Source organism: Micromonospora sp. BRA006-A, from assembly GCF_033433935.1.
GTDB lineage: Bacteria > Actinomycetota > Actinomycetes > Mycobacteriales > Micromonosporaceae > Micromonospora > Micromonospora aurantiaca.
Genome location: NZ_JANCLW010000001.1, coordinates 3,816,301 through 3,842,080, shown reverse-complemented (window position 1 = coordinate 3,842,080; position 25,780 = coordinate 3,816,301). Strand labels below are relative to the sequence as shown.

The window sequence follows — 25,780 nt, the reverse complement described above, 5'->3', positions numbered from 1 at the left end:
CAGGCGGGCGTGCTGCACTGGAGCGAACGCCGAGGAGAGGAGGCGGGCATGGACTGGTTCAGCCGCCGGGCCGCCGACCCGACGACGCCCACGAAACTCGACCGCGAGGCGACCAAGGAGGACCTGGCGCAGCTGGAGGCGTTCGTCACCAGCCGGCGCGGGGTCGAGTTCTACCTGGAACCGGAGACCACAGCCACCGACACCACAGTCGTCGCCATCGCGCACGACGGCGAGTGGATCCGCCGCCGTACCGGCTCGCCCCGCGTCGCCGGGCGGATCGCCCAGAAGCACGCGGTGCCGCTGTACGAGGCGGCCCGCACCGGCTACCCGGAGCGGATGCGCGCGTGGAACCGGGCCCACCCGGAACGCCGGGCCCGCTGACCGTCTGACCGGCGCGGTCAGGCGGTCAGCGCGGTGACGCAGGCGTAGCCCAGGAACGCCGCGCCCAGGCCCGCTACGACACTGAGCGCCGCATTCGCGTACGCGAGGCGACGCTTCCCGGTGCGGGCCAGGCGCAGCGTCTCGTAGCTCAGCGTGGACCAGGTGGTCAGCGCGCCGCAGAAGCCGGTGCCGGCCAGCGCTGTCACGCCCGGGTCGACGGGTGCCGCGAGCAGGCCGCCGAGCAGCAGCGACCCGGCCACGTTGACGGTCAGCGTCCCCCAGGGGAACGGCGAGCCGTGCCGGGCCTGGACCGCCCGGTCGGTCAGGTAGCGCAGCGGCGCGCCGATCGCGGCGCCGAGCGCGATCAGCAGAACGGTCACCGTCGCCTCCCGTCCCGGGCGGTCACCGTCGGCTCCCGTCCCGGGCGGGCAGCAGCCGGGCGGTCACCGTGTCCCCGGTGGCGACCGCCGCCAGCGCGCCGAGCACCGTCGCGGCCAGGTAGACGCCCGCCGTACCGGCCGCGCCGTCGGTCAGCAGCCGCTGCGCGTCGACCGCGTACGCGGAGAACGTGGTGAACCCGCCGAGCACGCCGACCCCGAGGAACGGGCGGGCCAGCGGGTGGGCCGGGCGGACGGCGAGCACCGCCATCAGCACGCCGATGAGCAGGCACCCGACGACGTTGACGGCGAACGTGGCCCACGGGAACGCGCCGGGCTGGTGCGGCACCGCCGCCTGGGCGCCGGCCCGGGCCAGCGCGCCGAGCACGCCACCGGCGGCGATCACGCCGAGCACGGCCGCCGGGTGCGCGGACAGTTCCGACCGGTCCGCCGGTACGCGCAGGTCGACATCCGGATCGACCCGGGGATCCGACACGACACCTCCCACCAGCACCCGAGAGCATAACCCCACCCCCACCCCCCGCTCTCGGCGATCTTGCGGTTTCGGCCCCGGCACAGCGCGCGAAGCGGACACCCGAGGGGCGGCAAGTGCAAGATCGCGGGGGAGGGGGCGGGGGCGGGGGGTGGGGAAGGGAGAGGGGGTGGCGGGCGTACGGTGGGCGCAGCGCCCGGCGCGCGGCGTCCGGGGCCCGTCGTGCCAGGAGGTCACCGTGGAGGAGCGCACGCCCCGTCCGGACGAGCTGGATCCCGTCGAGCGGATCGGCGTCGACGAGCTGCGCGCGCTGCAACTGGACCGGCTGCGGCACTCGCTGCGGCACGCGTACGACGACGTGCCCCACTACCGGCACGCGTTCGACGCCCTCGGCGCGCACCCCGACGACCTGCGTGAGCCGGCCGACCTGGCGCGCTTCCCGTTCACCACGAAGGCGGAGCTGCGGGAGAACTACCCGTTCGGCATGTTCGCGGTGCCCCGCGAGCGGGTCGCCCGGCTGCACGCCTCCTCCGGCACCACCGGCCGTCCCACAGTGGTCGGCTACACCCGCGCCGACCTCGACACCTGGGCGAAGCTCATGGCCCGCTCGATCCGCGCCGCCGGGGGCCGCCGCGGCGACCGGGTGCACGTCGCGTACGGCTACGGGCTGTTCACCGGCGGGCTCGGCGCGCACTACGGCGCCGAGGAGTTGGGCTGCACCGTCGTCCCGGTCTCCGGCGGCATGACCGAGCGTCAGGTCATGCTGATCCGCGACCTCGAACCGGAGGTCGTCATGGTGACCCCGAGCTACATGCTCGCCATCGTGGACGAGATGGAACGCCAGGGCGTCGACCCGCGTGCCACCTCGCTGCGGGTCGGCGTCTTCGGCGCCGAGCCGTGGACCGAGGACATGCGCCGCGAGCTGGAGCAGCGCCTCGACATGCACGCGCTGGACATCTACGGCCTGTCCGAGGTGATGGGTCCGGGGGTGGCGGTCGAGTGCGTGGAGACCAAGGACGGCCTGCACCTGTGGGAGGACCACTTCTACCCGGAGATCATCGATCCGGTCACCGAGGAGGTGCTGCCCGACGGGGAGCGGGGCGAGCTGGTGCTGACCTCGCTGACCAAGGAGGCCATGCCGGTGGTCCGCTACCGCACCCGCGACCTGACCCGGCTGCTGCCCGGTACCGCCCGCCCGATGCGGCGGATCGAGAAGATCACCGGGCGGACCGACGACATGATGATCGTGCGGGGGGTGAACGTCTTCCCGACGCAGATCGAGGAGCTGATCCTGCGTACCCCGGCCCTGTCGCCGCACTTCCAGTGCGTGCTCGACCGGCGGGGCCGGCTCGACACGCTCACCGTGCACGTGGAGCGGCGCGCGGGCGCCGCCGCCGACGAGGCCGAGCGGGCCGGCGCCACGCTGGTCGAGCAGGTCAAGAACACCATCGGCGTCTCGGTGGCGGTACGGGTCATCGAGCCGGACGGGGTGGAACGCTCGATGGGCAAGATGCGCCGCATCGTCGACCAGCGGCGGGAGTCCCGAGATGAGTGGTGACGGCGGCCGCACCGCGGCGCACGACATGTTCGACGCCGACGTGGCGTCCAAAGGGCTGGGCATCGAGCTGGTGTCGGCCCGTGACGGCGCGGCGGTGGCCCGGATGCGGGTCACCCCGTCGATGCTCAACGGGCACGCGATCGGGCACGGCGGCTTCGTGTTCCTGCTCGCCGACACCGCGTTCGCGCTGGCGTGCAACAGCCACGGCCCGGCGACGGTGGCGGCCGGCGGCGAGATCAGCTTCCTGCGCCCGGTACGCGAGGGCGACCTGCTGGAGGCGTACGCCACCGAACGGGTCCGGCAGGGCCGCAGCGGCATCTACGACGTGACGGTGCGGCGCGGCGACGAGGTGGTGGCCGAGTTTCGGGGCCGCAGCCGCACCATCGTCCGTGACCAGCCGGCGGGCACGCAGGCCGGCGAGCCGGGCCGCTGACGAGCGCGACCAGCCGGCCGGCCCGCTGACACGCGCGTCCGGTGACGTCCGGGCCGGAGTGGCCCCGTGCCCGCTCCGACCCGGACGTCATGCCGCCAGCCCGAGCGCGTGTCCGCCGGGCTCGGTTCTTCGCCGGTTCCGGCCCACCCGCCCGGGCGGACCGGTCCGCCGTTCCTGCCACCCCGTGACCACTGGTGACGGATCGGTCCACGCCGCGACTGCGGACGACGGACCGCTCCGCTCTCCGGCCCATGCCGCGTCTGCGGACGACGAGCCGCCGGTCCGCTGCCGGGGCCAGGCCGCGACGACGGACGACCTGCCGCCCGGCTGCTCGGGCCACGCCGTGACACCCGGGACGATCCGTGTCGCGGCGGGCGCCGGTCCGGCACGCACCGGCTGCCCCGGCCGCCCGGGCACCGCCCGAAGCGCGCCGGGCTGCCCGGGCACCGTGTCGCGGGGATCGGTCCGGTCCGGCGGGACGGGCGCCGGTCGGGCCCCTCCACCCGACCGGCGCGACCGTCCCGCCCCGAGCGGGCAGACCTCCCGCTCGCCGGCGCCCCGGGACGGGACGCCGGTCTCCGCTCCCGGCACACGGCCGGCAGCGGTGTCCTTCGCGGCGCGCAGGCGGCGGGCGAAGTCCGCCCGTACCGCACGGGACAGCCGCAGCGCGGCCACCCGCGCCACCAGCGCGTCGACCGCCCAGCCGCCCGCCGCGACCGGGCACACCAGCCCCGCCGCGCCCAGCGCCCGCAGCACCGGCTCGGCCCGGCCGGCGGGCCAGCCGAGCATCGTCTCCACCTCGGCGGCCCCGGCCGGACCGCCGGAGGCGGCAGCGGCCAGCAGCGCCGCCCGGTGCGTACCGTCGAGCCGGTCCAGCCGGGCGTCCACCAGGCGGCGCGCGGCGGCGGGTACGCCGGACGGTTCCGCGCCCGCGTACGCCGTCGCGACCGCCGGGTTGCCGCCGACGAGCGCCACCAGCCGCGCGGCGAGCGCGGCCGGCCGCCCGGCCCGGTCGAGCAGGTGCCGCAGCAGCCGCCCGGTGTCCAGCGGGCCGAGCGGTTCCAGCGGGATCCGTCGCGCCGGCGCGGGTAGCGGGTCGGCCGAGCCGGATCCGCAGGTGGTGACCACCGCCAGCGGCAGTCCCCGCTCACCCGCCGCCACGTGGAGCTGGTGCAGGAACCGGCGCAGCGCCGGGGCGGCCCGGTCCAGGTCGTCCACCGCGACCACCACCGGCGCCTCGGCGGCCAGGCTGAGCAGCGCCTCGCGGCAGGCGACCACGGCGCGGGCCGCCAGCGTGTCGTCGTCCGGCGCGGCGAGGAACGCCGCCAGCACGCCACCCGGGCCGTCCACACCCGCCGCGTCCGGCCGGGGCCGTACCAGGTCGGCCAGGGGCGCCAGCTCCCCGCACGGGTACGGCGGGCAGGCCGTCACCCGCCGGCGCACCGGCACGCCGTCCACGCTCGACACGGCGCGGGTCACCTCGTGCAGCAGCCGGCTGCGGCCACTGCCCGGCGGGCCGACCAGCGAGATCCAGCGGGGACGCCGCTCACGCAGCGCCCGGGTCACCTCGTCGGCTGCGCTCGCCAGCTCCCGGCGGCGGCCCACGAGCGGGACGCGGTGCCGGGCCGGCCGGCTCCCGGCGGGCCCGGTCACCCGCCACACGTCCAGCGGAAGCGTCTTGCCGGCGAGCGTCAGGGTGGCGAGTGGACGCTGCTCGACCAGGCCGGCCACCGCGTCCCGGGTGACCGGGCAGACCACGACCCCGCCGGGCGGCGCGTGCTCCTGGAGACGGGCCGCCGTGGTGATCACCGCGCCGCTCGCCGCGCCGTGGCCGCCGTCGCGGACCCCGGCCAGGTCCAGCAGCACCTCGCCGGTCGCCACGCCGACCCGCACGCTCAGCCGGACGCCGGCCGGGCGCCGCCGCGCCAGCGCGGCCTGGATGTCCAGCCCGGCCCGCACCGCCCGGTACGCGTCGAGACCGTCCGAACCGGACGCGCCGAACAGCGCCATCACCGCGTCGCCGACGTACTTCTCCACCACCCCCCGCCAGCGGCGCAGCACCGAGGCGACGGTGCCGAAGTAGGCGCGCTGCAGGGCGCGGACGTCCTCCGGGTCGAGCCGCTCGACCAGCCGGGTCGAGCCGACGATGTCGACGAAGAGGACGGTCACGATCCGTCGTTCCTCGGGCACCGGCCGGCACGCCGCGATGACGGCTTCCCGACTCCCCACGGGCGTGGTGATCAACATCGCACCCACCCTTTCCCCGATAGCGGTGCCCGACGACCTCCGCAGACTTTCACCACCGGGTTCTCGGGGGATCTGTAGGACGACGTATGTCGGGCACCCGCAACCATTAGTCGTGTAGTCGACGCGAGAGGTACGAGTCCGGCCCGGAGGCCGTAGAACGGTGCGGGAACCTGTGACTAGGCTGCGTTCCATGGCCAGCGACGTGGACACTGCACCGCTCGTCGGCCGTACCGGGACCATGGCGACGCTGCGGTCGGCGCTCTACGACGACCTTCGGCCCGGGCAGACCGGCGCGGTGTTCCTCACCGGAGAGAGCGGAGTGGGCAAGACCCGCCTGCTGACCGAGGTCGGCGAGCAGCTGCGGCAGACCGGCGCGCTGGTGCTCACCGGCACCTGCCTCGACATCGGAGACGCCTCGCCGTTGCACCCGGTACGGCAGGCGCTGCGCCGGCTCGAGGCCGAGCAGTCCGAGGCGCGCACCACCTCGGCGATCCGCGGTGTGTTGCAGGTCTTCGACGAGGAGACCCCCGGCCCGGACGGCGCCGGCGCGCTGCTGGAACGCGTCGCCCAGGGCCTGCACGTGGTGGCCGGCGGACGGCCGCTGGTGCTCGTCCTCGACGATCTGCAGTGGGTCGACCGCAGCACCCGCCAGCTCCTGCTCTACCTGCTGGCCGGTCTCGGCGACCTCCAGCTCTCCGTGCTGGCGGCGATCCGGGCCGAGTCGCTGCGCGGCGCGCACCCGCTGCGCCGGGTGCTCACCGAGCTGCGCCGGCTGCGCTCGGTACGGGTGATCGACCTGCTGCCGCTGGACCGGTCCGCCACCGACGAGCTGGCCGCCGCCGTGGTCGGTGCGCCGCTTCCGCCGGAGGCCGCCGACCAGCTCTGGCAGCGCAGCGGGGGCAACCCGTTCGTGGTGGAGGAACTGGCCCGCGACCGGCGCGACGGCCGCGACGGTCTCTCCGACACGCTGCGCGAGGTGTTCCTCGACCGGGTCGACGCGCTGCCGCAGCCGGCGCACGCGGTGGTGCACGCGGTGGCGGTCGGCGTCGAACCGGTCGAGCACTGGCTGCTGGCCCAGGTGGTGCGGCTGCCCGAGGACGAGCTGCTGGACGCGGTCCGGGAGGCGGTCGCGCACCGGCTGCTGGTCGGCGCCGACGACGGCTACCGGCTGCGGCACCGGCTGGTCGCCGAGGTCCTGGCCCACGAACTGCTGCCCGCTGAGCGGGCCGCGCTGCACCGCCGCTACGCCGAGGCGCTCACCGCCGTACCGGCCGAGCTGCACCAGGCCCGGCTGGCCCACCACTGGCGGCACGCCGGGGAGCCGGGCCGGGCGCTGCCCGCCGCGATGGCCGCGGCCCGCGAGGCGGAACGGCTGCACGGGTACGCCGAGGCGCACCGCCACTGGTCCGCGGCGCTGACCCTGGCCACCGAGCCGGCCGCCGTCCCGCCCGACGGGGCACGGCCCGAGCCGGTCGAGGTGGACCGGGCCGAGCTGCTCAGCCACGCCGCCGAGGCCGCGCACCACAGCGGTGAGCACGCCCGCGCCCTGACGCTGCTGGAGGAGCTGGCCGACGACCCGTCCGGCCCGCCGGTCTGCGCGCTGCGCATCCGCCGGGCCCGTTATCTGGCCGCGGCCGGCCGGTCCGCCCCCGCCGAGCAGGAGTACCGGCAGGTGCTGGACTCGCCCGACTGCACGCCGCGGGAGCGGTGCACGGCCGCCGCCCGGCTGGCCGAGCTGCTGCTGCACCTGGGCCGCTACGCCGAGGCCGGTGACCAGGCCCGGGAGGCCCTCGCGCTCGCCGCCGAGGTGCCCGGCACCACCTCCGAGGTGGTGATGGCCAGCGCCGCGCTCGGGTTCAGCGAGGCGTTCCTGGAGGATCCGGCCGCCGGGCTGGCGGTGATGCGCCGGGCGCTGGACACCGCCGAACGGTCCGGCCGGCCGGAGGACGTGGCCTGCGCGTACCTGCACCTGGCCGAGCTGCTCACCGGGCCGCTGAACATCCTCGAGGAGGGGGTGGTGGTGGCCCGCCGGGGCGCCGACCGGGTCGCCGAGCTGGGGCTCGGCCGCACCTGGGAGACCCGGCTGCTGGCGGTGGCGACGAACGGGCTGTTCCGGGTGGGGCAGTGGGCCGAGGCGGAGAAGGTGGTCGCCGCCGCGCTGCGGCACCGTCCCTCCGGGGCCGACGCGGTCGAGTTGCTGCTGGCCCGGTGCCGGCTCTCCGTCGGGTACGGCGACGTCGAGGCGTCCGACCGCGACCTGGAGGCGGTGGCGACGGTGCTGGCCGGCGGCGGAGCCCGGCACGTACTGCCGATGCTCATCCTGCGCGCCGGCCTGGCCATGTGGCAGGGCCGGCACGACCTGGCCCGGCAGGCGGTGCAGCGGGGTCTGACCGAGAGCCGCTCCGACGACGTGATCGTGCTGGCCACGCTGGCCTGGCACGGGCTGCGCGCGGAGGCCGAGGCGGCGGCCGGCCGGACGATCGAGGTGGACCCCAACGCGGTACGCCGGCTGCGCGAGGTGGTCGACCGGGTGACCGGCAAGAGCGCCAAGGCGGGCGCGCCGGTGCGGTACGTCGCCGAGGGGTTCCTCGCGCTCTGCGACGCCGAGCTGAGCCGGCTCGACGACGGCCGTGGCGACCCGGCGCTGTGGGAGCGTTCCGCGCTCGAGTGGGACCGGCGCAACCACCCCTACCCGGCGGCGTACTCGCGGTTGCGGCAGGCCGAGGCGCTGCTGGCCCGCCGCAGCCGGGTGGCCACCGCCGGCAAGCTGCTGCACCGGGCGTACGCGATGGCCCAGTCGCTCGGCGCGGTGCCGCTGACCGCGGAGATCCGTACCATCGCCTCGCGGGCCCGGGTGCCCCTGGACGCCGCGCCGGATCCCGCACCGGTGCCCCGGCAGCGGGCGGCGGCGCCCGCCGGACCGGCGGTGGACGAGCTGGCGACGCTCACCGCGCGGGAGCGGGAGGTGCTCGCCGCGGTGGCCGAGGGGCTGACCAACCGGGAGATCGGCCAGCGGCTGTTCATCAGCGAGCGGACCATCGGCGTCCACGTCTCGCACATCTTCGACAAGCTCCAGGTACGCACGCGGGTGCAGGCCAGCGCCATCTTCCTGCGCAACGGCGCGGAGTAGGCGTACGTCGCCAATACGTCGTTCGACGGATCCGCCGGGTGGACGGCGCCTGGCAGGCTGTCCCGCGGAACAGGGGTGGTGGCGTCGTGGGGGCGCCGGGGGCGCGGTGGAGGAGAGATGACCGAACCGGTCTGGGGTCCTGTGCACCAGGACATCGTCGGGTTGCTCGCCGACCACCCCGCCGACGTGCCGGCGGTCGTGGACCATCTGACCAAGCTGCAGGATCTGCTGGTCCGGCTGCCGCCGCTGGAGGAGAGCTGCCCGCTCGCCGACTTCAACAAGCTCTACCTGGTCATCACCAGCACCGTCCTCGACGGCCTGTACGACGACCGGTTCTGCGACCCGGTGTTCCTGGCGCGGCTGGACGTCGAGTTCGCGGCCCGCTACTTCGAGGCGCTGCGGTTCTGGACCGACTCCAGCCCGAGCACCCCGAAGGCGTGGTCGTGCCTGTTCAAGCGGATGCGCGGGCCGGACGCCCGGCCGCTTCCGTCGGCCGCCGCGGGCGTCAACGCGCACATCAACTACGACCTGCCGTTCGCGCTGGTGACCACGTTCGACAGCCTGGAGTCCGAGCCGATCGACGGCAGTGACCAGCACCGCGACTACCTGGAGATCAACAAGATCTTCGCCGAGCGGATCCCGGACCTGCGCCGTGGCTACCTGGACAACTGGCAGCTCATGATCGACATGGTGAACGGCGAGATCGACGACTGGTACCAGGGCGAACTGGTGGAGTACACCCGGAACGTGGCCTGGCGCAACGCGCAGAAGATCTGGCGCTGCCGGCACGACCCGGACGCCCGCGAGTGTGAGCGGACGCGGCTGGACGACAACGCCGCGCTGCTCGGCCGGCTGCTGCTGTCGCCCCTCGGGGCGTTCCTGCAGTAGCCGGGACGGGGGTTCCCGCGTCCCGCCGTCCGGGCGCGGGACGCGGGAACGCCGCCCGCGGGTGTCGGGCCCGCCGCACCGGGTACGTGGCCGCCGTGCCACCAGACGAACCGGCCGGCCCCGGGGCGTTCCCGCCGGGCCCGGTCCGCCGCTTCCCGTTCCGCTTCGACCCGGCGTTCCGGCTGCCGCTGGCGCTGCTCGGCGTCCGGCCCGCCACGGCCTGGCTCGACTGGGGCCCGGACGCGCTCGTCGTCCGGTTCGGCCCGTGGCTGCTGCGCACCACACCGGGCAACGTGACCGGGGCCGAGGTGAGCGGGCCGTACCGCTGGTGGCGGGCGATCGGCCCGCACCTGTCGGCGGCCGACGGCGGGGTGACCTTCGGCGCCAGTGTGGCCGGCGGGCTCTGCCTGCGCTTCGCCGAGCCGGTGCCGGCGCTGGCCCCCGGCCCCTGGCTGCGGCACCCGGCGGTCACCGTGACGGTGGCCGACCCGGCGGCGGTGCGCGACGCGCTGACCCGAGGACCGGATCTTTGACCGGTTCGGCCGGGCCGCGCCCGGGACAACCCCTACCGTCTTCATAGGGACGAAGGGGAGCAGATGGGGCAGGCGGGGGAGCCGGAACAGCCCCGGCGTACGCGGGAGCGGCGCCGGGAGGCGCACGCGGCCGCGGCAGCCCGGGCCGGGCGGCACGGCGACCACGCCGAGCGGGCCGGCCGTACCGTGCCGGAGTTGCCGGAACGGGTGGCGGCCCCGACGCGGCCGGCGGCACCGGCGGGCCGCCTGCACCGGTGGTTGTTCGCGCACCGGGTCGAGCCGGTCGGCCCGGAGATCCGCGAGCACCAGACCCGGTCCCACCCGTGGTGGCAGGTGATGTGCCTGACCGGCGTCGACTACTTCTCCACGCTGTCCTACCTGCCCGGCATCGCCGCCGTGGCGGCCGGCGCGCTCAGCCCGCTGGCCACGCTGCTGATCGTGGCGCTGACGCTGCTCGGGATGCTGCCGATGTACCGCCGGGTGGCCCGGGAGAGCCCGCACGGGCAGGGTTCGGTGGCGATGCTGGAGCGGCTGCTGCCGTTCTGGCGCGGCAAGATCTTCGTGCTGGTGCTGCTCGGCTTCGTCGCCACCTCGTGGATCATCACGATCACGCTGTCCGCCGCCGACGCCAGCGTGCACCTGCTGGAGAACCCGGTGCTGCCCGGGTCGTTCCCGCACGGCGGCACCGCGGCGGTGCTGGTCACCGTGGCGCTGCTGCTCGTGCTCGGCGGTGTGTTCCTGCTCGGGTTCAGCGAGGCCGTGCAGGTCGCCATCCCGCTGGTCGCGGTGTTCCTGGCGTTGAACGCGGTGGTGGTGGTCGCCGGGGTGGCCGAGGTCGTCGCCGATCCGAGCCTGCTCGGTGACTGGACCGGCCGGCTGACCGACGCCGGCGGGCCCGGCGACGTCCTGGTCACCAGCGTGCTCGCGTTCCCGCTGCTGGTGCTCGGCCTGTCCGGGTTCGAGACCGGGGTGAGCATGATGCCGCTGGTGCGCGGCGAGGGCGAGGACGCACAGCGGCGGCTGGACGCCCGGATCCGCAACACCCGCCGCCTGCTCACCGCCGCCGCGCTGATCATGTCGGTCTACCTGATCGCCACCACGTTCGTGACCACCGTGCTGATCCCGCCCGAGGCGTTCGACCCCGGCGGGCCGGCGAACGGCCGGGCGCTGGCGTTCCTCGCCCACGAGCACCTCGGCGAGGCGTTCGGCACCGTCTACGACATCAGCAGCGTGCTCATCCTCTGGTTCGCCGGTGCCTCCGCCATGGCCGGGCTGATCAACATCGTGCCCCGCTACCTGCCGTCGTACGGCATGGCGCCGGAGTGGGGGCGGGCGGTGCGCCCGGTGGTGCTGGTCTACACCGCGATCAGCATCGCCATCACGATCGCCTTCTCCGCCGACGTGAACGCCCAGGCCGGCGCGTACGCCACCGGCATCCTCGCGATGATGGTCTCCGGCGCGATAGCGGTGACCATCGCGGCGGTGCGCGCCCGCAGCCGCGCCGCCGCGGCCGGCTTCGCGCTGCTCACCGCCGTGCTGCTGTACGCGCTGGTGGAGAATGTGGTGGCGAAGCCCGACGGCATCACCATCTCCGGGTTCTTCATCGCCGGGATCGTCGCGGTGTCGCTGATCTCCCGGGTCACCCGGACCACCGAGCTGCGCGCCGAGCGGATCGAGTTCGACGAGGCGGCCCGGCGTTTCGTCGACGAGTCGGTGGCCCGGGACGGGCGGCTGCACCTGATCGCCAACAAACGGCAGCGCGGGTCGGTCAAGGAGTACCGGGTCAAGGAACGGGCGCAGCGGTCGATGAACCCGGTCCCGGGCGCCGCCGACGTGCTGTTCCTGGAGATCGACGTGAGCGACCCGTCCCAGTTCAGCCAGGTGCTGCGGGTGCACGGGGTGGAGTCCGGTGGCTACCGGATCCTGCGCGCGAGCAGCCCGGCCGCGCCGAACGCGATAGCCGCGATCCTGCTGGCGTTGCGGGACGCGACGGGGGTGCGCCCGCACTGCCACTTCGAGTGGTCGGAGGGGAACCCGATCGCGCACCTGCTGCGCTACCTCATCCTCGGCCGGGGCGACACCCCGCCGGTGGTGCGGGAGATCATCCGCAAGTCCGAGCCGGACCCGGCCCGCCGCCCCGGCATCCACGTCGGCGGCTGACGCGCGAGTGACCGGCCGAGCAGCGGGACTAGCCGAGCGCGCGGACCCGGGCGAGCAGGTCGCGGGCGCAGAAGTCCAGGAAGCCGTCCGGGTCCGGTCCGGCGTTCTGCAGCACGATGTGGTCGAAGCCGGCCTCGACGTACGTCCGCGCCTTCTCCACATGTGGCGCCGCGTCCGGGCCGACGGAGAACTGCTGCCGGATGTGGTGGTCCTCGACCCAGGCGGTGGCGGCGTCGAAGTTCACCGGGTTGGGCAGCTCGCTCATCACCTTCCAGCCGGTGATCGCCCAGCGGCTGGTCTCCCGGGCCGCGCGGACCGCCGTCTCCTCGTCGGTGGCCCAGGCCATCGGCACCTCGGCGTAGCGGGGGCCCTGGCCACCGGCGTTGCGGTACTGGTCGACGATCGACGACTTCGGCTCGGTGGCGAACAGGCCGGTGCCCAGTTCGGCCGCGAGACCTGCCGACTCCCGGCCGCTCGCCGCCACGGCGATCACCGGCGGCTGCTCGGGCAGGTCCCAGATGCGGGCGTCCTCCAGTTGCAGGTGCCGGCCGCCGTACGAGCGGTAGCCGCCCTGCCAGAGCAGCCGGATGATCTCCAGCGCCTCGCGCAGCCGCTCGTGCCGCCCCCGGACGCTGGGGAACCCCTGCCCGACGACGTGTTCGTTGAGCCGTTCGCCGGCGCCCACGCCGAGCGTGAACCGCCCGTCGGAGATCAGCGCCATGGTGGCGGCGGCCTGCGCGACGATCGCCGGGTGGTAGCGGACCGACGGACAGGTGACGCCGGTGGCGAGGCCGAGGGTGGTGGTGCGGGCGGCGATCGCACCGAGCGCGCTCCACGTGAAGCAGGAGTGCCCCTGCACCTCCAGCCAGGGGTGGTAGTGGTCGCTCATCTCGACGAAGTCGAAGCCGGCCTCCTCCGCACGGACCGCCTGCCGGATGAGTTCCTGGGGCCCGAACGCCTCCGAGGCGAGCTTGTAGCCGATGCGCATGCCCGGTTCTCCGTTCCGTCGTCGCCGGAACCGCTGCCGTTCCCACCGGTTCCGGCGGCAAACCAGGCGAAACCCAGCCTCCTAGGACGCCGTAGGGATGGTGACGGTCCACGCTGCGGACACGGAACGGCCCGCGCTCGCCGAGCGGGCGCGGGCCGGGAGTACGGGGTGGTGGCCTACTTCGACGGCTCGGGAAGCTTGCAGTCCACCTTCGGGTTGGCGCCGATGTAGTTCAGCGGGCCGGCCACGATGGTGACCAGGATCGTGCCCGCCTCCGCACAGTTGGTTTCGTCGTTGCCGTAGTAGCCGCGCTGACCGGCGGCGATGGCGCCGATGATGAGCCAGATGACGACCAGGACGCCGACTATCGAGGTGCCGCGCATCAGTTGCCTCCACTGGGGTTGTGGTGGATTCGAGGTGGAGGCCTTGTACCCCGTGCGGGTGATCCGCCAAACGGCGCACCGGTGCCGGCACGGCCGATTCCGATTACCTCAGTGCGGTGGCATCGGCTCCTCGGGCGGCCGGCCCCGGCTGCGGCGGTAGTCGGCGCACGCCACCCCGACCAGCACCAGCATCGCTCCGGCCAAGGCGTAGACCGGCGCGAGGAACAACCCGGCCGGGGCGATCGTGAGCAGCGCCAGTATCCCGCCGGGCCGGGACGCCGACACCCGGCTGAACACCTCGTACTCGAACGCGCCCCGGCCGATCAGGAACAGCGTCGGCCCGCCGAGGATCACCGCCAGCCAGGCCGGCGGCGTGTGGCCGGTCGGTTCGAGCAGGACCAGGTCGAAGCCCGCCGCGGTGGTCACCACGCCGGCCACCATCAGCAGATGGGTGTACGGCGCGGTGTTGAGGAACCGGCTCGGCTGGGCCGCCCGGGCGATGGCGTGCGGCAGCAGCTCACCGGACTTGTGCACGTAGATGCGCCAGAGCAGCAGCGTGGTGGCGAACGCGGTGGCGAAGGCGGCCAGGTTCTCCGCCTCGGAGTGGTGCGTGCTGAACACGGTGCCCGCGACCAGCACGGCGTCGCCGAGCGCGATGATGAAGAACTGCTGGTACCGCTCGGACAGGTGCTCGGCGGTCACGTTGCGCTGGGCGTCGGGCACCGCGCCCAGCCCGGGCACCGGGTACGCCAGCCGGAACCCCAGATAGTCGATGGCCAGGGCGCCGGCCCAGAACCACAACCGGGCGGTGCCGTGCGCGGCCAGCGCGCCGACCAGCCAGGGCACCGCCGACACGGCGAACCAGGCGAAGATGCGCAGGGCCCGGCGGTTGCTCTGCGGGTGCCGCCGTACGGCGGGCATGAGGAACAGGCCGCGTCCGAGATGGATCGCCACGTACGTGCCGGCGAACACCAGCCCCCGGGTGCCGAACGCCTCCGGGATGGCGGTGGTCATCAGCAGCGCGCCGAACATCACCGCCACGATCAGCAGCTTGATCTCGGTGCGCTGCGGGTCGTAGAGGTCGGTGACCAGCGTGGTGATCGCCCAGGTCCACCAGAGCGCCATCAGCATGACCAGGGACTCGGCGGCCCGTTCCCAGGACAAGGAGCTGATCAGGTTGCGCGAGATCAACGCGAGCGCGACCACGTAGACCAGGTCGAAGAAGAGTTCGAGCAGCGTGACCCGGCGCGGCGCCTCCGGATCGCGGACCGGCGGTCGCCGGCCGGCGGGCTCCGGCGCTGCGGTGGGCACGAGATGCTCCTGCGGGTGGCGGTACGCGCGGCGGGCCGTCCCGGCCCTTCACCGACCGTAGTCATGCCCGCCCGCCCGCGGTCACTTTTCCGGCATACCGGCCCGGGCGGGGGTGACGGGGTGGGGAAAGGCACCGGGCCGGTGGCGACCATCGTCACCACCGGCCCGGAATGTGGATGCGGACTACTCGGCGCTCGCCGGCAGCACCCGGTCGGCGTCGGCGGGGGCACCCGCCAGCACCTTGGCCTGCTGCGGCCAGGTGGCCAGCCCGGGTGCGGCGCGCAGGCCGGCGGCCTTCACGGTCTGCCGCAGCGCGGCCTCGTCCAGCTCGGCGAGCTGCCGGTAGGTGCGGATCCCGGCGTCCTGGAGGGCGGCGGCCAGCTTCGGCCCGATGCCCTGGATCCGCCGGAAGTCGTCCGCCGCGTCCCCGGGCGCGTCCGCAGCCACGTCGTTCTCGACCGAGGCCCGCGGCGCGGGCACCACGGCCGGCGCGGCGGCGACGGCCTCGACCGGCTCGGTGGTCTCCACCGTCTCTGCGGTCGGGGCCGTCGTAGCGGCCGCGACCGGCTCGACCGTCTTGGCGGGCTCGGACGACTCGACCGGCTCGGCGGCCTCGACCGGCGAGGGCGCCGCCTCCGCGGCGGCCGAATCAGCAGACGACGCCGTCGCCGGCACCTGCGGCTCGTCGGTGGGCGTCGGCTGCGCCGGGACGGCGACGGGGGCGCGCTCCGGCTCCGCCGCGAAGGGCTCCGACTCGGCGACGAGCGCCGGAGAGGCGGCCGGCTCGTCCACATCGGTGGAGGCCGGGGTGCCGGCGGGCTCGTCCGTACCGGCGGACGTGGAGGCCGGCACCGGCTCGGCCACCGGACGGTCCACGGCGGCCGGCTCGACCTCGGCCACCGGCGCCGCGACCGGCTCGGCGGGGGACGACACCGGCTCGGCGGCGGCCGGCTCGGACGCGGCCGGCGAGGACACCGGCTCGGCGACGACCGGCGACGTCTCCGACTCGTCGGCGGCGCGGGCGGCGGTGGCGACGGCCGGCTCGGCGGCCGCCGTCTCGGTGGGCGCGGGCTGCTCGGACACCGTGGCTGCGGCCGGGGGCTCGTCGACCACAGCGACCGGGCGCGGCTCGTCGACGGTGGCGGTCACCGCGGGGGTGGTCTCCACCGTGGGCGTCGCCGGAGTGCCGGACCGGCGGCGGCCGACGAAGAACCAGCCGACGCCGAATCCGATGAGCAGGGCCAGTATCACGAACAGCCACTGCCCGAAGCTCGACGGCATGGCCAACCTCCTTCTATGTACGTGCACGACGGTGGCGAAAGACTCGGGGCAGCTTCGCACACGCGCGCGGCGCACGACAGGCAGCCCGGGGCCGGGGCACGACGGTGGGACCGGCGGTGTCGGCCGGTGGCCGGAGGATGACCGAGCGTGTGCCGGAAGCCCGGGCCGAGCCGCTCCCTGAGCAGGGAGACGCCCCGGAACCTGGGTGCCGTGCGTGGTTCCGGGGCGTCCCGTCCGTCGCCCGTGGCCGGTCAGTGGATCCGGTCGGGCGCAGGGGTGCCGGCACAGTCCCAGCTGTAGAAGCAGCCGGCCACGGCGTCGCGGGGCGAGTGCCAGGTCGGCAGGTACGGGGAGGTGTGCGCGGACAGCCGCTTGTTCACCTGTTCGTAGAGCGGGTTGTCGCGCAGTTCCGCGGTGAGGCCGGGGGCGACGTCGACGGTCTCCATCAGATGGACGCACAGGTCGTGCAGGTAGTACAGCGACCGGTGCCGGACGCCGGTGAGGTGGGGGAGTTCGGTGGCGTCGGCCTCGGCGAAGATCTGCGCCACCCGTCCCTGTGCGCCCGGCACGATCCGGCTGACCACCAACAGTCGACTCATCGTGACCCCTCTCGCCGCCGCGGTGCTGGCTTCACGGTGCCGGTCGCGCTGTCACCTCGCCGTCACCGCGTACCCCGGGGCATTGATGGTGGTGGGGACGGTGAGGTGGGGGCGCGCGGCGCCGGTTTGGCGGTCCGGTCCGTGCGGCGCGGTGGCGGCTCCGGGCGGCTGGCCCGGCGGATCGGCGCGAGGGTGTCGTCGAGCAGCGCGGTCATCGCCGGGGACGGTTCCAGGCGCAGTTCGCGCAGCAGCAGATCGCGGTAGACGTAGAAGGAGTGGACCGCCTCGAACGCGTTGCCCTCGGCCAGGTGGATGCGGACCACCAGGCGGTGCGGGGTCTCCCGCAGCGGTTCGGCGGCCATCGCCTCCAGCGCCGCCTCCAGCGCCTCGCCGTGCCGCCCGGCGGTGAGGTGGTTGCCGGCGAGCTCCTCCAGCATGTGCAGGCGCAGCTGGCGCAGCCGTTCGCGTTCCAGCAGCACCCAGTCGTCGTACCAGCCGGGGAGCAGGTCGTGACGTCCGGCGCCGGCGGCGCCGCGCGGGACGGCGCCCTCGCGGACCAGCGCCGCGGTCTCCACCAGGTCGTCCACGTCGAGGCGGACCGTCGGTCCGAGGCGGACGGTGTCGCCGTCGGTGCGCAGCGGGCAGCACGGATCCTGCCGCAGCCGCCACAGCGCGGTCCGCAGCGACGACAGCGCCCGCTCCTCCGGCGTCTCGGGCCACAGCAGCCCGGCGAGGTGGCTGCGGGTCGCGGCCGGGCGCAGGCCGATCAGGGCGATGACGCGCTGCAACCCCCGGGGTACGACCACCGGCGTGTCGTCGTGCAGCAGCTGGAAGCCGCCCAGCAGGTGCAGTGACACCCGTGGGGCGGGTTCGCCCGCCGTCGGCATTCTCGATCCACCCGACACGGCGCACCCCCCAGCACCGGAACCCTCGTCCCGACCGTTTCGCGTTGCCCGGACCGCCGCCCGCGACGCCGGTGTCGGAACGCCTCCGCCACGGCCGGAAGCTCCACCGTGGCCGGGCTGACCGAGACGAAGAATATCAACGCCTGTTACTCTCAGTCAACGGCCGGTCGGTCACCTGACTGTCCGTAGTGGGCTCGGTAATACGCCTGTGATCTGCGAAGAAGTGTCGTCACCCGGAAACCGGAAAGCGATCTTCCCATAGCTCGTGCACAGCTTGCGTCAACGCAGCGTCACCATGTTTGTGCCGTGATGGGGCCCGGTTGACGCCCGGTAGACGCCGCCGGCGCGACCGTGTGGCAATCCGTGCGGCGCGACCGGTTCGCCGCGCACCGGGACGTGCAGGAGGCGCGAATGGACCGTTCGCTCATCGTCGCCAAGGTGGTGCCGACGGCCGAGGACCGGGTGGCTGAGATCTTCGCCGAGTCCGACGCGACCGAGCTGCCCGGCCTGGTCGGGGTCCGGCACCGCTCGCTGTACCGGCTGCACGACCTCTACGTCCATCTGATCGAGACGGAGACGCCCGCGCAGGGCGCGGTGGAGGACAACCGCGGGCATCCGGAGTTCATCCGGATCAGTGAGCGGCTGCGGCCGTACATCTCGCCGTACCTGCCGACCTGGCGGTCGCCGCGCGACGCGATGGCACACTGCTTCTACCGCTACGACGCGCCGGCCCACCGGTACGACACCGCGGGGCGGCCACAGTGACCACGACCGCCCCGCGCGACGAGCAGCTCTGGTCGAGGTGCGACGGATGCGCGTCGCTGCTCTACCGCAAGCGGCTGCGCCGCAACCTGGACGTCTGCCCGGAGTGCGGCTCACACGCACGGCTGGACGCGCCGGACCGGGTGGCGCAGCTGGCCGACCCGGACTCGTTCGTCCCGCTGCCGGACCGGGCGGTACGCGTCGACCCGATCGAGTTCGTCGACGAGCTGCCGTACCCGCACCGGCTCGGCGCGGCCCGCGCGGCGACCGGCCTGGACGAGGCGGTGCTGTGCGGCACCGCCCGGCTGGGCGGGCACCCGGTCGCGCTGGCGGTGATGGACTTCCGCTTCCTCGGCGGCAGCCTCGGCTGCGCGGTCGGTGAGCTGATCACCCGGACCGCCGAGCGGGCACTCGCCGACGGCATCCCGCTGGTGCTGGTGACCGCGTCCGGCGGGGCGCGGATGCAGGAGGGCGCGCTGTCGCTGATGCAGATGGCCACCGTCAGCCAGGCGCTCGCGGGGATGCGGGAGGCGGGCCTGCTGACGGTGAGCGTGGTCACCGATCCCACGTACGGCGGTGTCGCCGCCTCCTTCGCCACGAACACCGACCTGGTGCTGGCCGAGAGCGGCGCCCGGCTGGGCTTCGCCGGGCCCCGGGTGATCCGTCAGGTCACCGGTGCGAAGCTGCCGGAGGGCTTCCAGACCGCGGAGTACCTGCTGCGGCACGGCCAGGTGGACATGGTGGTGCCCCGGCACGCCTTGCGGGGCCGGCTCGCCGCGCTGCTCGCCGCCGCCGAGGCGGGCCGCCGCCCGCCGGAGACCACGCCCGCCCCGCGCCCGCCGGCCACCGCGCCGACCGCGCCCGCGCGGCCGGACCGCGACCCCTGGGAGACGGTACGCACGGCGCGGCACCCGGGCCGCCCGACCACACTGGACTACCTCGAGACGGCGTTCGACGGCTTCGTCGAGCTGCACGGCGACCGGCTCGGCGCGGACTGCCCGGCTGTCGTCGGCGGCATCGCCCGCCTCGACGGCCGCCCGGTGATGGTGATCGGTCACCAGAAGGGGCACACCACCGCCGAACTGGTGACCCGCAACTTCGGCATGGCCAGCCCGGCCGGGCACCGCAAGGCGCTGCGGCTGATGCGTCTCGCGGCGCGGCTGCGGCTGCCGGTGGTGACGCTCGTGGACACGCCCGGCGCGGACCCGGGGGTGAGCGCCGAGCAGCAGGGTCAGGCGGCGGCGATCGCGGAGAACATCCTCGCGCTCACCGTGCTGCCCACGCCGGTGGTGGCGGTGGTCACCGGGGAGGGCGGCAGCGGCGGCGCGCTCGCGCTCGCGGTCGCCGACCGGGTGCTCATGCTGGAACACGCCGTCTACTCGGTGATCAGCCCGGAGGGCTGCGCGGCGATCCTCTGGCCGGACAGCTCGGCCGCCCCGCAGGCGGCCCGCGCGCTGCGGCTCACCGGCGCCGACCTGTGCCGCCTCGGCGTGGTCGACGAGCTGGTGCCGGAGCCGCGCCCGGCCGCGCACGCCGACCCGGGCGGTGCGGCCGAGCTGCTGCGCCGGGCGGTCGCGGCGAACCTCGCGCCGCTGCTCACCGTCCCTCCGGCCACGCTGGTCCGCCGCCGCCGGCAGCGGTTCCGCCGCTTCGGCGCGGCCCGCTCGGCCGCCGGCCCGTCCCCGGCCTCGCCGCCGGGTGACCGGGCGGAGGTGGCGTGATGGCCGACGCCGAGTCCGAGCAGGTGCTCGACGGGCTGCGCCGGCAGGCCCGCAAGCTCGTCGCGGACCTGGCCGGGCCGGTGCGCCGGGTGCGGCTGCGCAGCGGCGAGTCGGTGCTGGAGGTCGAGTGGCACGACCCGGCGGCGCCGGCGCAGCGCACCGCCGACCCGGCCGAGGCGCTGCCGGCGCGGGCCGCCGAACCCGCCGCGCGAGCGGCGCCGGCGACCGACCGGCCGGCCGTGCGCTCACCGGTGGTCGGCACGTTCTACCGCGCCCCCGAACCCGGCGCGATGCCGTTCGTCGCGGTCGGCGACATGGTCCGCCCGGGCCAGGTGGTCGGCATCGTCGAGGCCATGAAGCTGATGAACGAGGTGACCGCCGGCCAGGCCGGACGGGTGGTCGAGGTGCTGGTCGACGACGGCAAGCCCGTCGAGTACGACCAGCCGCTGATCGCCCTGGAACCGGTCACCGGACAGGACTCCTGATGTTCGACAAGGTGCTGATCGCCAACCGGGGCGAGATCGCGCTGCGGGTGCTGCGCGCCTGCCGGGAACTCGGCGTGCGTACGGTGGTGGTGCACTCCAGCGCCGACGCCGACTCGCTGCCGGTGCGGCTCGCCGACGAGGCGGTACGGATCGGCCCGGCGGCCAGCCGCCGCAGCTACCTCAACGCCGCCGCGATCGTGGAGGCGGCCCGGCAGACCGGCGCGCAGGCGGTACACCCCGGCTACGGCTTCCTGTCCGAGGACGCCGACTTCGCCGAGATCTGCGCCGAGAACGGCCTGGTCTTCGTCGGCCCGCCGCCGCAGGTGATGGCCGCGCTCGCGGACAAGTCGACGGCCCGCGCGCTGATGAGCAACGCCGGGCTGCCGTTGCCGCCGGGAAGCGTCCGGACGCTGCCCACCGTCGGCGAGGCGCAGGAGGTGGCCGCCGAGGTGGGCTACCCGGTGATCGTGAAGGCCGCGGCGGGCGGGGGCGGGCGCGGCATGACTGTGGTGCGCTCGGCGGCCGAGCTGCCCCGCGCGTACGCCCGCACCCGCGCCGCCGCGCAGGTCGCGTTCGGCGACGACCGGGTGTACGTCGAGCGGTACCTCGCCGACGCCCGCCACGTCGAGGTGCAGGTGCTCTGCGACGGCCACGGCAACGGCGTGCACCTGGGCACCCGCGACTGCTCGGTGCAGCGCCGCCACCAGAAGCTGATCGAGGAGGCGCCCGCGCCCGCGCTGCGGCAGGCCACCCTGGACACCGTCGCCGAGGTGGCGCTGCGCGGCGCGCTGTCGGTCGGCTTCACCGGCGCCGGCACCGTGGAGTTCCTGGTCGACGAGGCCGAACGCTGCCACTTCCTGGAGATCAACTGCCGGATCCAGGTGGAACACCCGGTCACCGAGATGGTCAGCGGCATCGACCTGGTGCGGGAACAGCTGCACGTGGCGTACGGCACGCCGCTGCGGCTGCGCCAGTCCGACGTACGCCTGGACGGCGTGGCGATCGAGTGCCGGGTCAACGTGGAGGACCCGGACCGCGACTTCGCGCCCGCACCCGGCCGGCTGGACCGGTTCCGGCCGCCGGGGGGCCCGTTCACCCGGGTCGACACCCACGGGCACGTCGGCTACCTGGTCAGCCCGCACTACGACTCGCTGCTGGCGAAGGTGGCGGTGTGGGCACCGGACCGGGACGCCGCGCTGGACCGGCTCGACCGGGCGCTGGCCGAGTTCGACGTGGCCGGTCCCGGTGTGCGTACCACCATCCCGTTCGCCCGGCGGGTGCTGCGCGATCCCGCCTTCCGCGCCGCCCGGCACACCACCGCCCTGGTGGAACGCCTGCTCGCCCCACCGGCCGGCGACACCCCGCCGACCGGCGACGCCCTGCCCGCCGGGGACGGCCCACCGGCCGAGGCGGCGCGGGCAGTCGTGCCCGACCCGCGCGGCGCAGCCGAGCCGGGCGGCCGTACCCCCGTCAGCGCCGTGCCCGCCGCCGGCCCGACCACCTGGAGGAACCGATGACCGTCGCCCCCGACCGCCCGCTCGCCCGCGAGATCACCGACATCCTGGTCACGCACTGCGGCCTGGACCCGGACGCCGCCGCCGGCGCGCCCGCCGCGAGCCTGGAGGAACTGGGCATGGATTCGCTGGCGCTGCTCGAACTGTCGGCGGTGGTGGCCGACAGGTGGCGGGTGAAGATCCCCGAACAGGCCGGGCAGCTCAGTATCGCCGGCGTCGCCGATCTGGTGGCCCGCAAGGCGGACCCGCCCGGGCACACCGAGAACGCGGTGGAGATCGCCGCGCCGCTGCCGCTGGTCTGGGAGATCACCAACGACGTGGCCCGGTGGCCGGACCTGTTCACCGAGTACGCGACCGCGGAGATCCTGCACCGCGACGGCGACACCGTGCGCTTCCGGCTCACCATGCACCCGGACGAGAACGGCGTGGCGTGGAGCTGGGTCAGCGAACGCACCGCCGACCCGGCCACCCGCGAGGTGCACGCCCGGCGCGTCGAGACCGGCCCGTTCGAGTACATGCGCATCCACTGGCGCTACGACGAGACGCCCGGCGGCACCCGGATGACCTGGACGCAGGACTTCGCGATGAAGCCCGACGCGCCGGTCGACAACGCCGGCATGACCGACCGGATCAACACCAACAGCGCGATCCAGCTCGCCGTGATCAAGGAGAAGATCGAGCGGGCGCACGCGGGAGGCACGCGATGACCGACACCACCACCGCCCGGGTCTCCGTCCACGACGTACCGGCCGACCGCCGCCGCGGCGGGGAACTGCGGGTGCTGCTCGGCCCGAAGACGGTCGGCAGCACCTCCGGATTCATGGGCGTCGCCACGCTCGCACCGGGGGAGCGGATCGCCGAGCACTACCACCCGTACAGCGAGGAGTTCCTCTACGTCGCCCGCGGCGCGATCACCGTCGACCTGGACGACACGCCGGTGCCGGTGGCCGCCGGGGAGGCGCTCTACGTGCCGAAGGACGTGCGGCACCGGCTGCGCAACACCGGCGACGAGCCCGCCGAGGTGGTGTTCCACCTCGGACCGCTCGCCCCGCGCCCGGAACTCGGCCACGTCGACACCGAGAGCGCGGCACCGCCGCCACGGGAGCCGTCGTGACCGGCCGCCGTACCGTGGTCACCGGCATCGGCGTCGTCGCACCCGGCGGCGCCACCCGGGACCGGTTCTGGAAGATGATCACCGAGGGGCGCACCGCGACGCGGCGGATCAGCTTCTTCGACCCGTCGCCGTTCCGGTCGCAGATCGCCGCCGAGTGCGACTTCGACCCGGACGCCGCCGGGATCACGCTCGCCGAACGGCAGCGCGCCGACAGGTACGTGCAGTTCGCGCTCGCCTGCTCCGCCGAGGCGCTCGCGGACAGCGGCCTCACCCTCACCGACGCGCAGCGGGAACGCGCCGGGGTGGTGCTCGGCACCGCCGTCGGCGGGACCATGGCGCTGGAGCAGGAGTACGTGCGGGTCAGCGACTCCGGCCGGCACTGGCTGGTCGACCACGCACTCGGCGGGCCGTACCTCTACCAGGCGCTGGTGCCCAGCAGCCTGGCCGCCGACGTGGCCTGCCGGCACGGCCTGCACGGCCCGGCGCAGGTGATCTCCACCGGCTGCACCTCCGGCATCGACGCCATCGGGTACGCCCACCAGCTCGTCGCCGACGGCGAGGCCGACGTGGTGCTGGCCGGCGCCGCCGACTCGCCGATCTCCCCGGTCACCGTCGCCTCGTTCGACGCGATCGGCGCGACCAGCCCGGACAACGACGACCCGGAGCACGCCTCGCGGCCGTTCGACGCCGACCGGCACGGGTTCGTCCTCGCCGAGGGCGCCGCGGTGCTGGTGCTGGAGGAGGCCGAGCACGCCCGCCGCCGGGGCGCGCACGTCTACTGCGAGGTGGCCGGGTACGCCAGCCGCAGCAACGGCTTCCACATGACCGGGCTGCGCCCCGACGGCGCGGAGATGGCGGTGGCGATCAGCGACGCGTTGCGGCAGGCCCGGCTCGCCCCGACGGCCGTGTCGTACGTCAGCGCGCACGGCTCCGGCACCCGGCAGAACGACAGGCACGAGACGGCGGCGTTCAAGCGGGCGCTGGGGGAGACGGCGTACCGGGTGCCGATCAGCTCGATCAAGTCGATGGTCGGCCATTCGCTCGGCGCCATCGGCTCGATCGAGATGGCCGCCTGCGCGCTCGCCATCGAGTACGGCGTGGTGCCACCCACGGCGAACTGGACCACCCGCGACCCGGAGTGCGATCTGGACTACGTGCCGAACGAGGCCCGGGAGGTGCCGGTGGACGTGGCGTTGTCGGTGGGCAGCGGGTTCGGCGGCTTCCAGTCGGCGATGGTGTTCCGCCGGCTGGCGGCGGTGCCGACATGACCGCGCGGGCCGTGGTGACCGGCATCGGCGTGGTCGCGCCCAGCGGCGTCGGCGCCGAGGCGCACTGGAACACCGTGCTCGCCGGCACCCGGCGCACCGGGCCGATCACGCTGTTCGACCCGGAGCGCTACCCGACCCGGGTCGCCGGGGAGGTGGCCGGCTTCGACCCGGCCGGGTTCAGCGACACCCGGCAGCGGGTGCAGACCGACAGGTGGACACACCTGGGCTTCGCCGCCACCAAGCTGGCGCTCGCCGACGCCGCGCTGCCCGAGGTGTCGCCCGACCCGTACCAGTGGGCGGTCACGCTCGCCAGCTCGTCGGGCGGCAACCTGTTCGGGCAGCGGGAACTGCAACGGCTCTGGGGCGGGCCGAGCCGCACCGTCGGGGCGTACCAGTCGATCGCCTGGTTCTACGCCGCGAGCGTCGGGCAGCTGTCGATCCGCCACCAGTTCAAGGGGCCGTCCGGGGTGACCGTGTCCGAGTCGGCCGGCGGGCTGGACAGCCTGGCACACGCGGTGCGCACCATCCGCCGGGGCACCCCCGTGGTGATCGCCGGGGCGACCGAGTGCCCGCTGAGCCCGTACGCGCTGGCCTGCCAGCTCCGCTCCGGCCTGCTCAGCGACGTGTCCGACCCGGAGCGGGCGTACCGGCCGTTCGACGTCGCGGCCTCCGGGTACGTGCCGGCCGAGGGCGGTGCGGTCTTCGTGGTGGAGGAACTCGGCCACGCGCTGGCCCGGGGCGCCCGCGTCTACGGGGAGGTCACCGGCTGGGCCGCCACCCACGACGCCGCGCCCACCGACCCGGCCACCGGCCCCGACCCGGCCCACTACGCCCGGGCGCTGCGGCTGGCGCTGGAGCGCGCCGGGGTACGCCCGCACGACGTGGACGTGATCTGGCCGGACGCGCTCGGCGTGCCCGCGTACGACCGGGCCGAGGCGGCGGCGCTGCGTGCCGTGTTCGGCGACCGGACCCCGCCGGTGACCACGCAGAAGCCGCTGACCGGCCGGGCGCACCAGGGCGGGTCCGCGCTGGACGCGGCAACCGCGCTGCTGGCGTTCCGCCGCGGGATGCTGCCCGCCTCCGCCGGCCCGGACGAGCCGGCGCCCGGCTGCGAGCTGACGTTCCTGCGGCAGCCCCGCCCGCCGCGCAGCCGCATCGCGCTGGTCGGCGCGCGCGGCTTCGACGGGTTCAACAGCGCGCTGGTGCTGCGCGGCGCCGCACCCCCGCCGGCCGGGGAGGGCTGACGAAG

General features: G+C 74.9%; 23 protein-coding genes and 1 pseudogene. 15 read left to right on the top strand and 9 right to left on the bottom strand.

Annotated elements, in window-relative coordinates; genetic code table 11:
* Positions 1-48 precede the first annotated feature (48 nt).
* Positions 49-381 (top strand): hypothetical protein, encoded by a 333-nt coding sequence (locus NMK34_RS17505; RefSeq protein WP_318334317.1) that lies wholly within the window; start codon positions 49-51, stop codon positions 379-381.
* 17 nt (positions 382-398) lie between these two features.
* Here the strand turns inward: NMK34_RS17505 and NMK34_RS17500 are convergent, their stop codons facing one another.
* Both NMK34_RS17500 and NMK34_RS17495 read right to left on the bottom strand, forming a co-directional pair.
* A complete protein-coding gene (locus NMK34_RS17500; RefSeq protein ID WP_318334316.1) occupies positions 399-761 on the bottom strand; it encodes a CrcB family protein in 363 nt (120 codons plus the stop codon).
* 22 nt (positions 762-783) lie between these two features.
* On the bottom strand, positions 784-1,266 hold the full coding sequence (locus NMK34_RS17495; RefSeq protein WP_318336368.1) for a CrcB family protein: 483 nt from the start codon (positions 1,264-1,266) through the stop codon (positions 784-786).
* A 223-nt stretch (positions 1,267-1,489) separates the two neighbouring features.
* Here NMK34_RS17495 and paaK point away from each other — a divergent pair, with 223 nt between their 5' ends.
* Complete coding sequence (gene paaK, locus NMK34_RS17490; protein WP_318336367.1) at positions 1,490-2,809, top strand: phenylacetate--CoA ligase PaaK; 1,320 nt, start codon at positions 1,490-1,492, stop codon at positions 2,807-2,809.
* Positions 2,799-3,242, top strand: a complete 444-nt coding sequence (paaI, locus tag NMK34_RS17485; RefSeq protein WP_318334315.1) for a hydroxyphenylacetyl-CoA thioesterase PaaI — start codon at positions 2,799-2,801, stop codon at positions 3,240-3,242. The genes paaK and paaI overlap by 11 nt, the downstream gene beginning before the upstream one ends.
* Positions 3,243-3,329: 87 nt before the next feature.
* Here paaI and NMK34_RS17480 read toward each other — a convergent pair whose 3' ends face one another.
* Positions 3,330-5,411 carry an AAA family ATPase gene (locus tag NMK34_RS17480; RefSeq protein ID WP_318334314.1) on the bottom strand — a complete coding sequence of 694 codons (2,082 nt, stop codon included), beginning with the start codon at positions 5,409-5,411 and terminating at the stop codon, positions 3,330-3,332.
* A gap of 268 nt (positions 5,412-5,679) precedes the next feature.
* Between NMK34_RS17480 and NMK34_RS17475 the strand changes: the two genes are divergently transcribed.
* The 4 genes from NMK34_RS17475 (at position 5,680) to NMK34_RS17460 (ending at position 12,200) form a co-directional block, all read left to right on the top strand.
* Positions 5,680-8,619, top strand: a complete 2,940-nt coding sequence (locus NMK34_RS17475) for a helix-turn-helix transcriptional regulator (protein WP_318334313.1) — start codon at positions 5,680-5,682, stop codon at positions 8,617-8,619.
* A 117-nt stretch (positions 8,620-8,736) separates the two neighbouring features.
* Complete coding sequence (locus NMK34_RS17470) at positions 8,737-9,507, top strand: DUF5995 family protein (protein WP_135240450.1); 771 nt, start codon at positions 8,737-8,739, stop codon at positions 9,505-9,507.
* 95 nt (positions 9,508-9,602) lie between these two features.
* Positions 9,603-10,040 carry a hypothetical protein gene (locus NMK34_RS17465; RefSeq protein ID WP_318334312.1) on the top strand — a complete coding sequence of 146 codons (438 nt, stop codon included), beginning with the start codon at positions 9,603-9,605 and terminating at the stop codon, positions 10,038-10,040.
* A gap of 63 nt (positions 10,041-10,103) precedes the next feature.
* Positions 10,104-12,200 (top strand): amino acid transporter, encoded by a 2,097-nt coding sequence (locus tag NMK34_RS17460; RefSeq protein ID WP_318334311.1) that lies wholly within the window; start codon positions 10,104-10,106, stop codon positions 12,198-12,200.
* Positions 12,201-12,228: 28 nt separating this feature from the next.
* Here the strand turns inward: NMK34_RS17460 and NMK34_RS17455 are convergent, their stop codons facing one another.
* From NMK34_RS17455 to NMK34_RS17430, 6 genes are all read right to left on the bottom strand, one after another.
* Positions 12,229-13,188: a TIGR03557 family F420-dependent LLM class oxidoreductase gene (locus tag NMK34_RS17455; RefSeq protein WP_318334310.1), complete on the bottom strand. Its 960-nt coding sequence runs from the start codon at positions 13,186-13,188 to the stop codon at positions 12,229-12,231.
* A gap of 176 nt (positions 13,189-13,364) precedes the next feature.
* Positions 13,365-13,571, bottom strand: a complete 207-nt coding sequence (locus NMK34_RS17450; protein ID WP_013286658.1) for a hypothetical protein — start codon at positions 13,569-13,571, stop codon at positions 13,365-13,367.
* A 108-nt stretch (positions 13,572-13,679) separates the two neighbouring features.
* Positions 13,680-14,882: a low temperature requirement protein A gene (locus tag NMK34_RS17445; protein WP_318334309.1), complete on the bottom strand. Its 1,203-nt coding sequence runs from the start codon at positions 14,880-14,882 to the stop codon at positions 13,680-13,682.
* A 183-nt stretch (positions 14,883-15,065) separates the two neighbouring features.
* On the bottom strand, positions 15,066-16,163 hold the full coding sequence (locus tag NMK34_RS17440) for a helix-hairpin-helix domain-containing protein (RefSeq protein ID WP_318334308.1): 1,098 nt from the start codon (positions 16,161-16,163) through the stop codon (positions 15,066-15,068).
* 251 nt (positions 16,164-16,414) lie between these two features.
* Positions 16,415-16,762, bottom strand: coding sequence for a TcmI family type II polyketide cyclase (locus tag NMK34_RS17435; protein ID WP_318334307.1), 348 nt, complete (start codon positions 16,760-16,762; stop codon positions 16,415-16,417).
* Between the two features lie 62 nt (positions 16,763-16,824).
* Positions 16,825-17,649 (bottom strand): BTAD domain-containing putative transcriptional regulator, encoded by an 825-nt coding sequence (locus NMK34_RS17430; RefSeq protein ID WP_396882588.1) that lies wholly within the window; start codon positions 17,647-17,649, stop codon positions 16,825-16,827.
* Between the two features lie 429 nt (positions 17,650-18,078).
* Between NMK34_RS17430 and NMK34_RS17425 the strand changes: the two genes are divergently transcribed.
* The 8 genes and pseudogenes from NMK34_RS17425 to NMK34_RS17390 all read left to right on the top strand — a co-directional run bounded on the left by NMK34_RS17425 (position 18,079) and on the right by NMK34_RS17390 (position 25,775).
* A complete protein-coding gene (locus NMK34_RS17425; protein ID WP_318334305.1) occupies positions 18,079-18,432 on the top strand; it encodes a TcmI family type II polyketide cyclase in 354 nt (117 codons plus the stop codon).
* Positions 18,429-20,150: an acetyl-CoA carboxylase carboxyltransferase subunit alpha gene (locus NMK34_RS17420; protein WP_318334304.1), complete on the top strand. Its 1,722-nt coding sequence runs from the start codon at positions 18,429-18,431 to the stop codon at positions 20,148-20,150. The genes NMK34_RS17425 and NMK34_RS17420 overlap by 4 nt, the downstream gene beginning before the upstream one ends.
* Positions 20,144-20,635: pseudogene (gene accB, locus NMK34_RS17415) on the top strand (acetyl-CoA carboxylase biotin carboxyl carrier protein); the annotation flags it as partial. The gene NMK34_RS17420 and the pseudogene accB, both read left to right, overlap by 7 nt.
* Complete coding sequence (locus tag NMK34_RS17410) at positions 20,635-22,152, top strand: acetyl-CoA carboxylase biotin carboxylase subunit (RefSeq protein WP_318334303.1); 1,518 nt, start codon at positions 20,635-20,637, stop codon at positions 22,150-22,152. The pseudogene accB and the gene NMK34_RS17410, both read left to right, overlap by 1 nt.
* Positions 22,149-22,856: an SRPBCC family protein gene (locus NMK34_RS17405; RefSeq protein WP_318334302.1), complete on the top strand. Its 708-nt coding sequence runs from the start codon at positions 22,149-22,151 to the stop codon at positions 22,854-22,856. The genes NMK34_RS17410 and NMK34_RS17405 overlap by 4 nt, the downstream gene beginning before the upstream one ends.
* The gene (locus tag NMK34_RS17400) at positions 22,853-23,263 is read left to right on the top strand and encodes a cupin domain-containing protein (protein WP_013286648.1); all 411 of its coding nucleotides are present in this window, start codon (positions 22,853-22,855) and stop codon (positions 23,261-23,263) included. The genes NMK34_RS17405 and NMK34_RS17400 overlap by 4 nt, the downstream gene beginning before the upstream one ends.
* Complete coding sequence (locus tag NMK34_RS17395; protein WP_318334301.1) at positions 23,260-24,531, top strand: beta-ketoacyl-[acyl-carrier-protein] synthase family protein; 1,272 nt, start codon at positions 23,260-23,262, stop codon at positions 24,529-24,531. Before NMK34_RS17400 ends, NMK34_RS17395 begins: the two co-directional genes overlap by 4 nt.
* Complete coding sequence (locus tag NMK34_RS17390) at positions 24,528-25,775, top strand: beta-ketoacyl synthase N-terminal-like domain-containing protein (protein ID WP_318334300.1); 1,248 nt, start codon at positions 24,528-24,530, stop codon at positions 25,773-25,775. The genes NMK34_RS17395 and NMK34_RS17390 overlap by 4 nt, the downstream gene beginning before the upstream one ends.
* Positions 25,776-25,780: the final 5 nt, after the last annotated feature.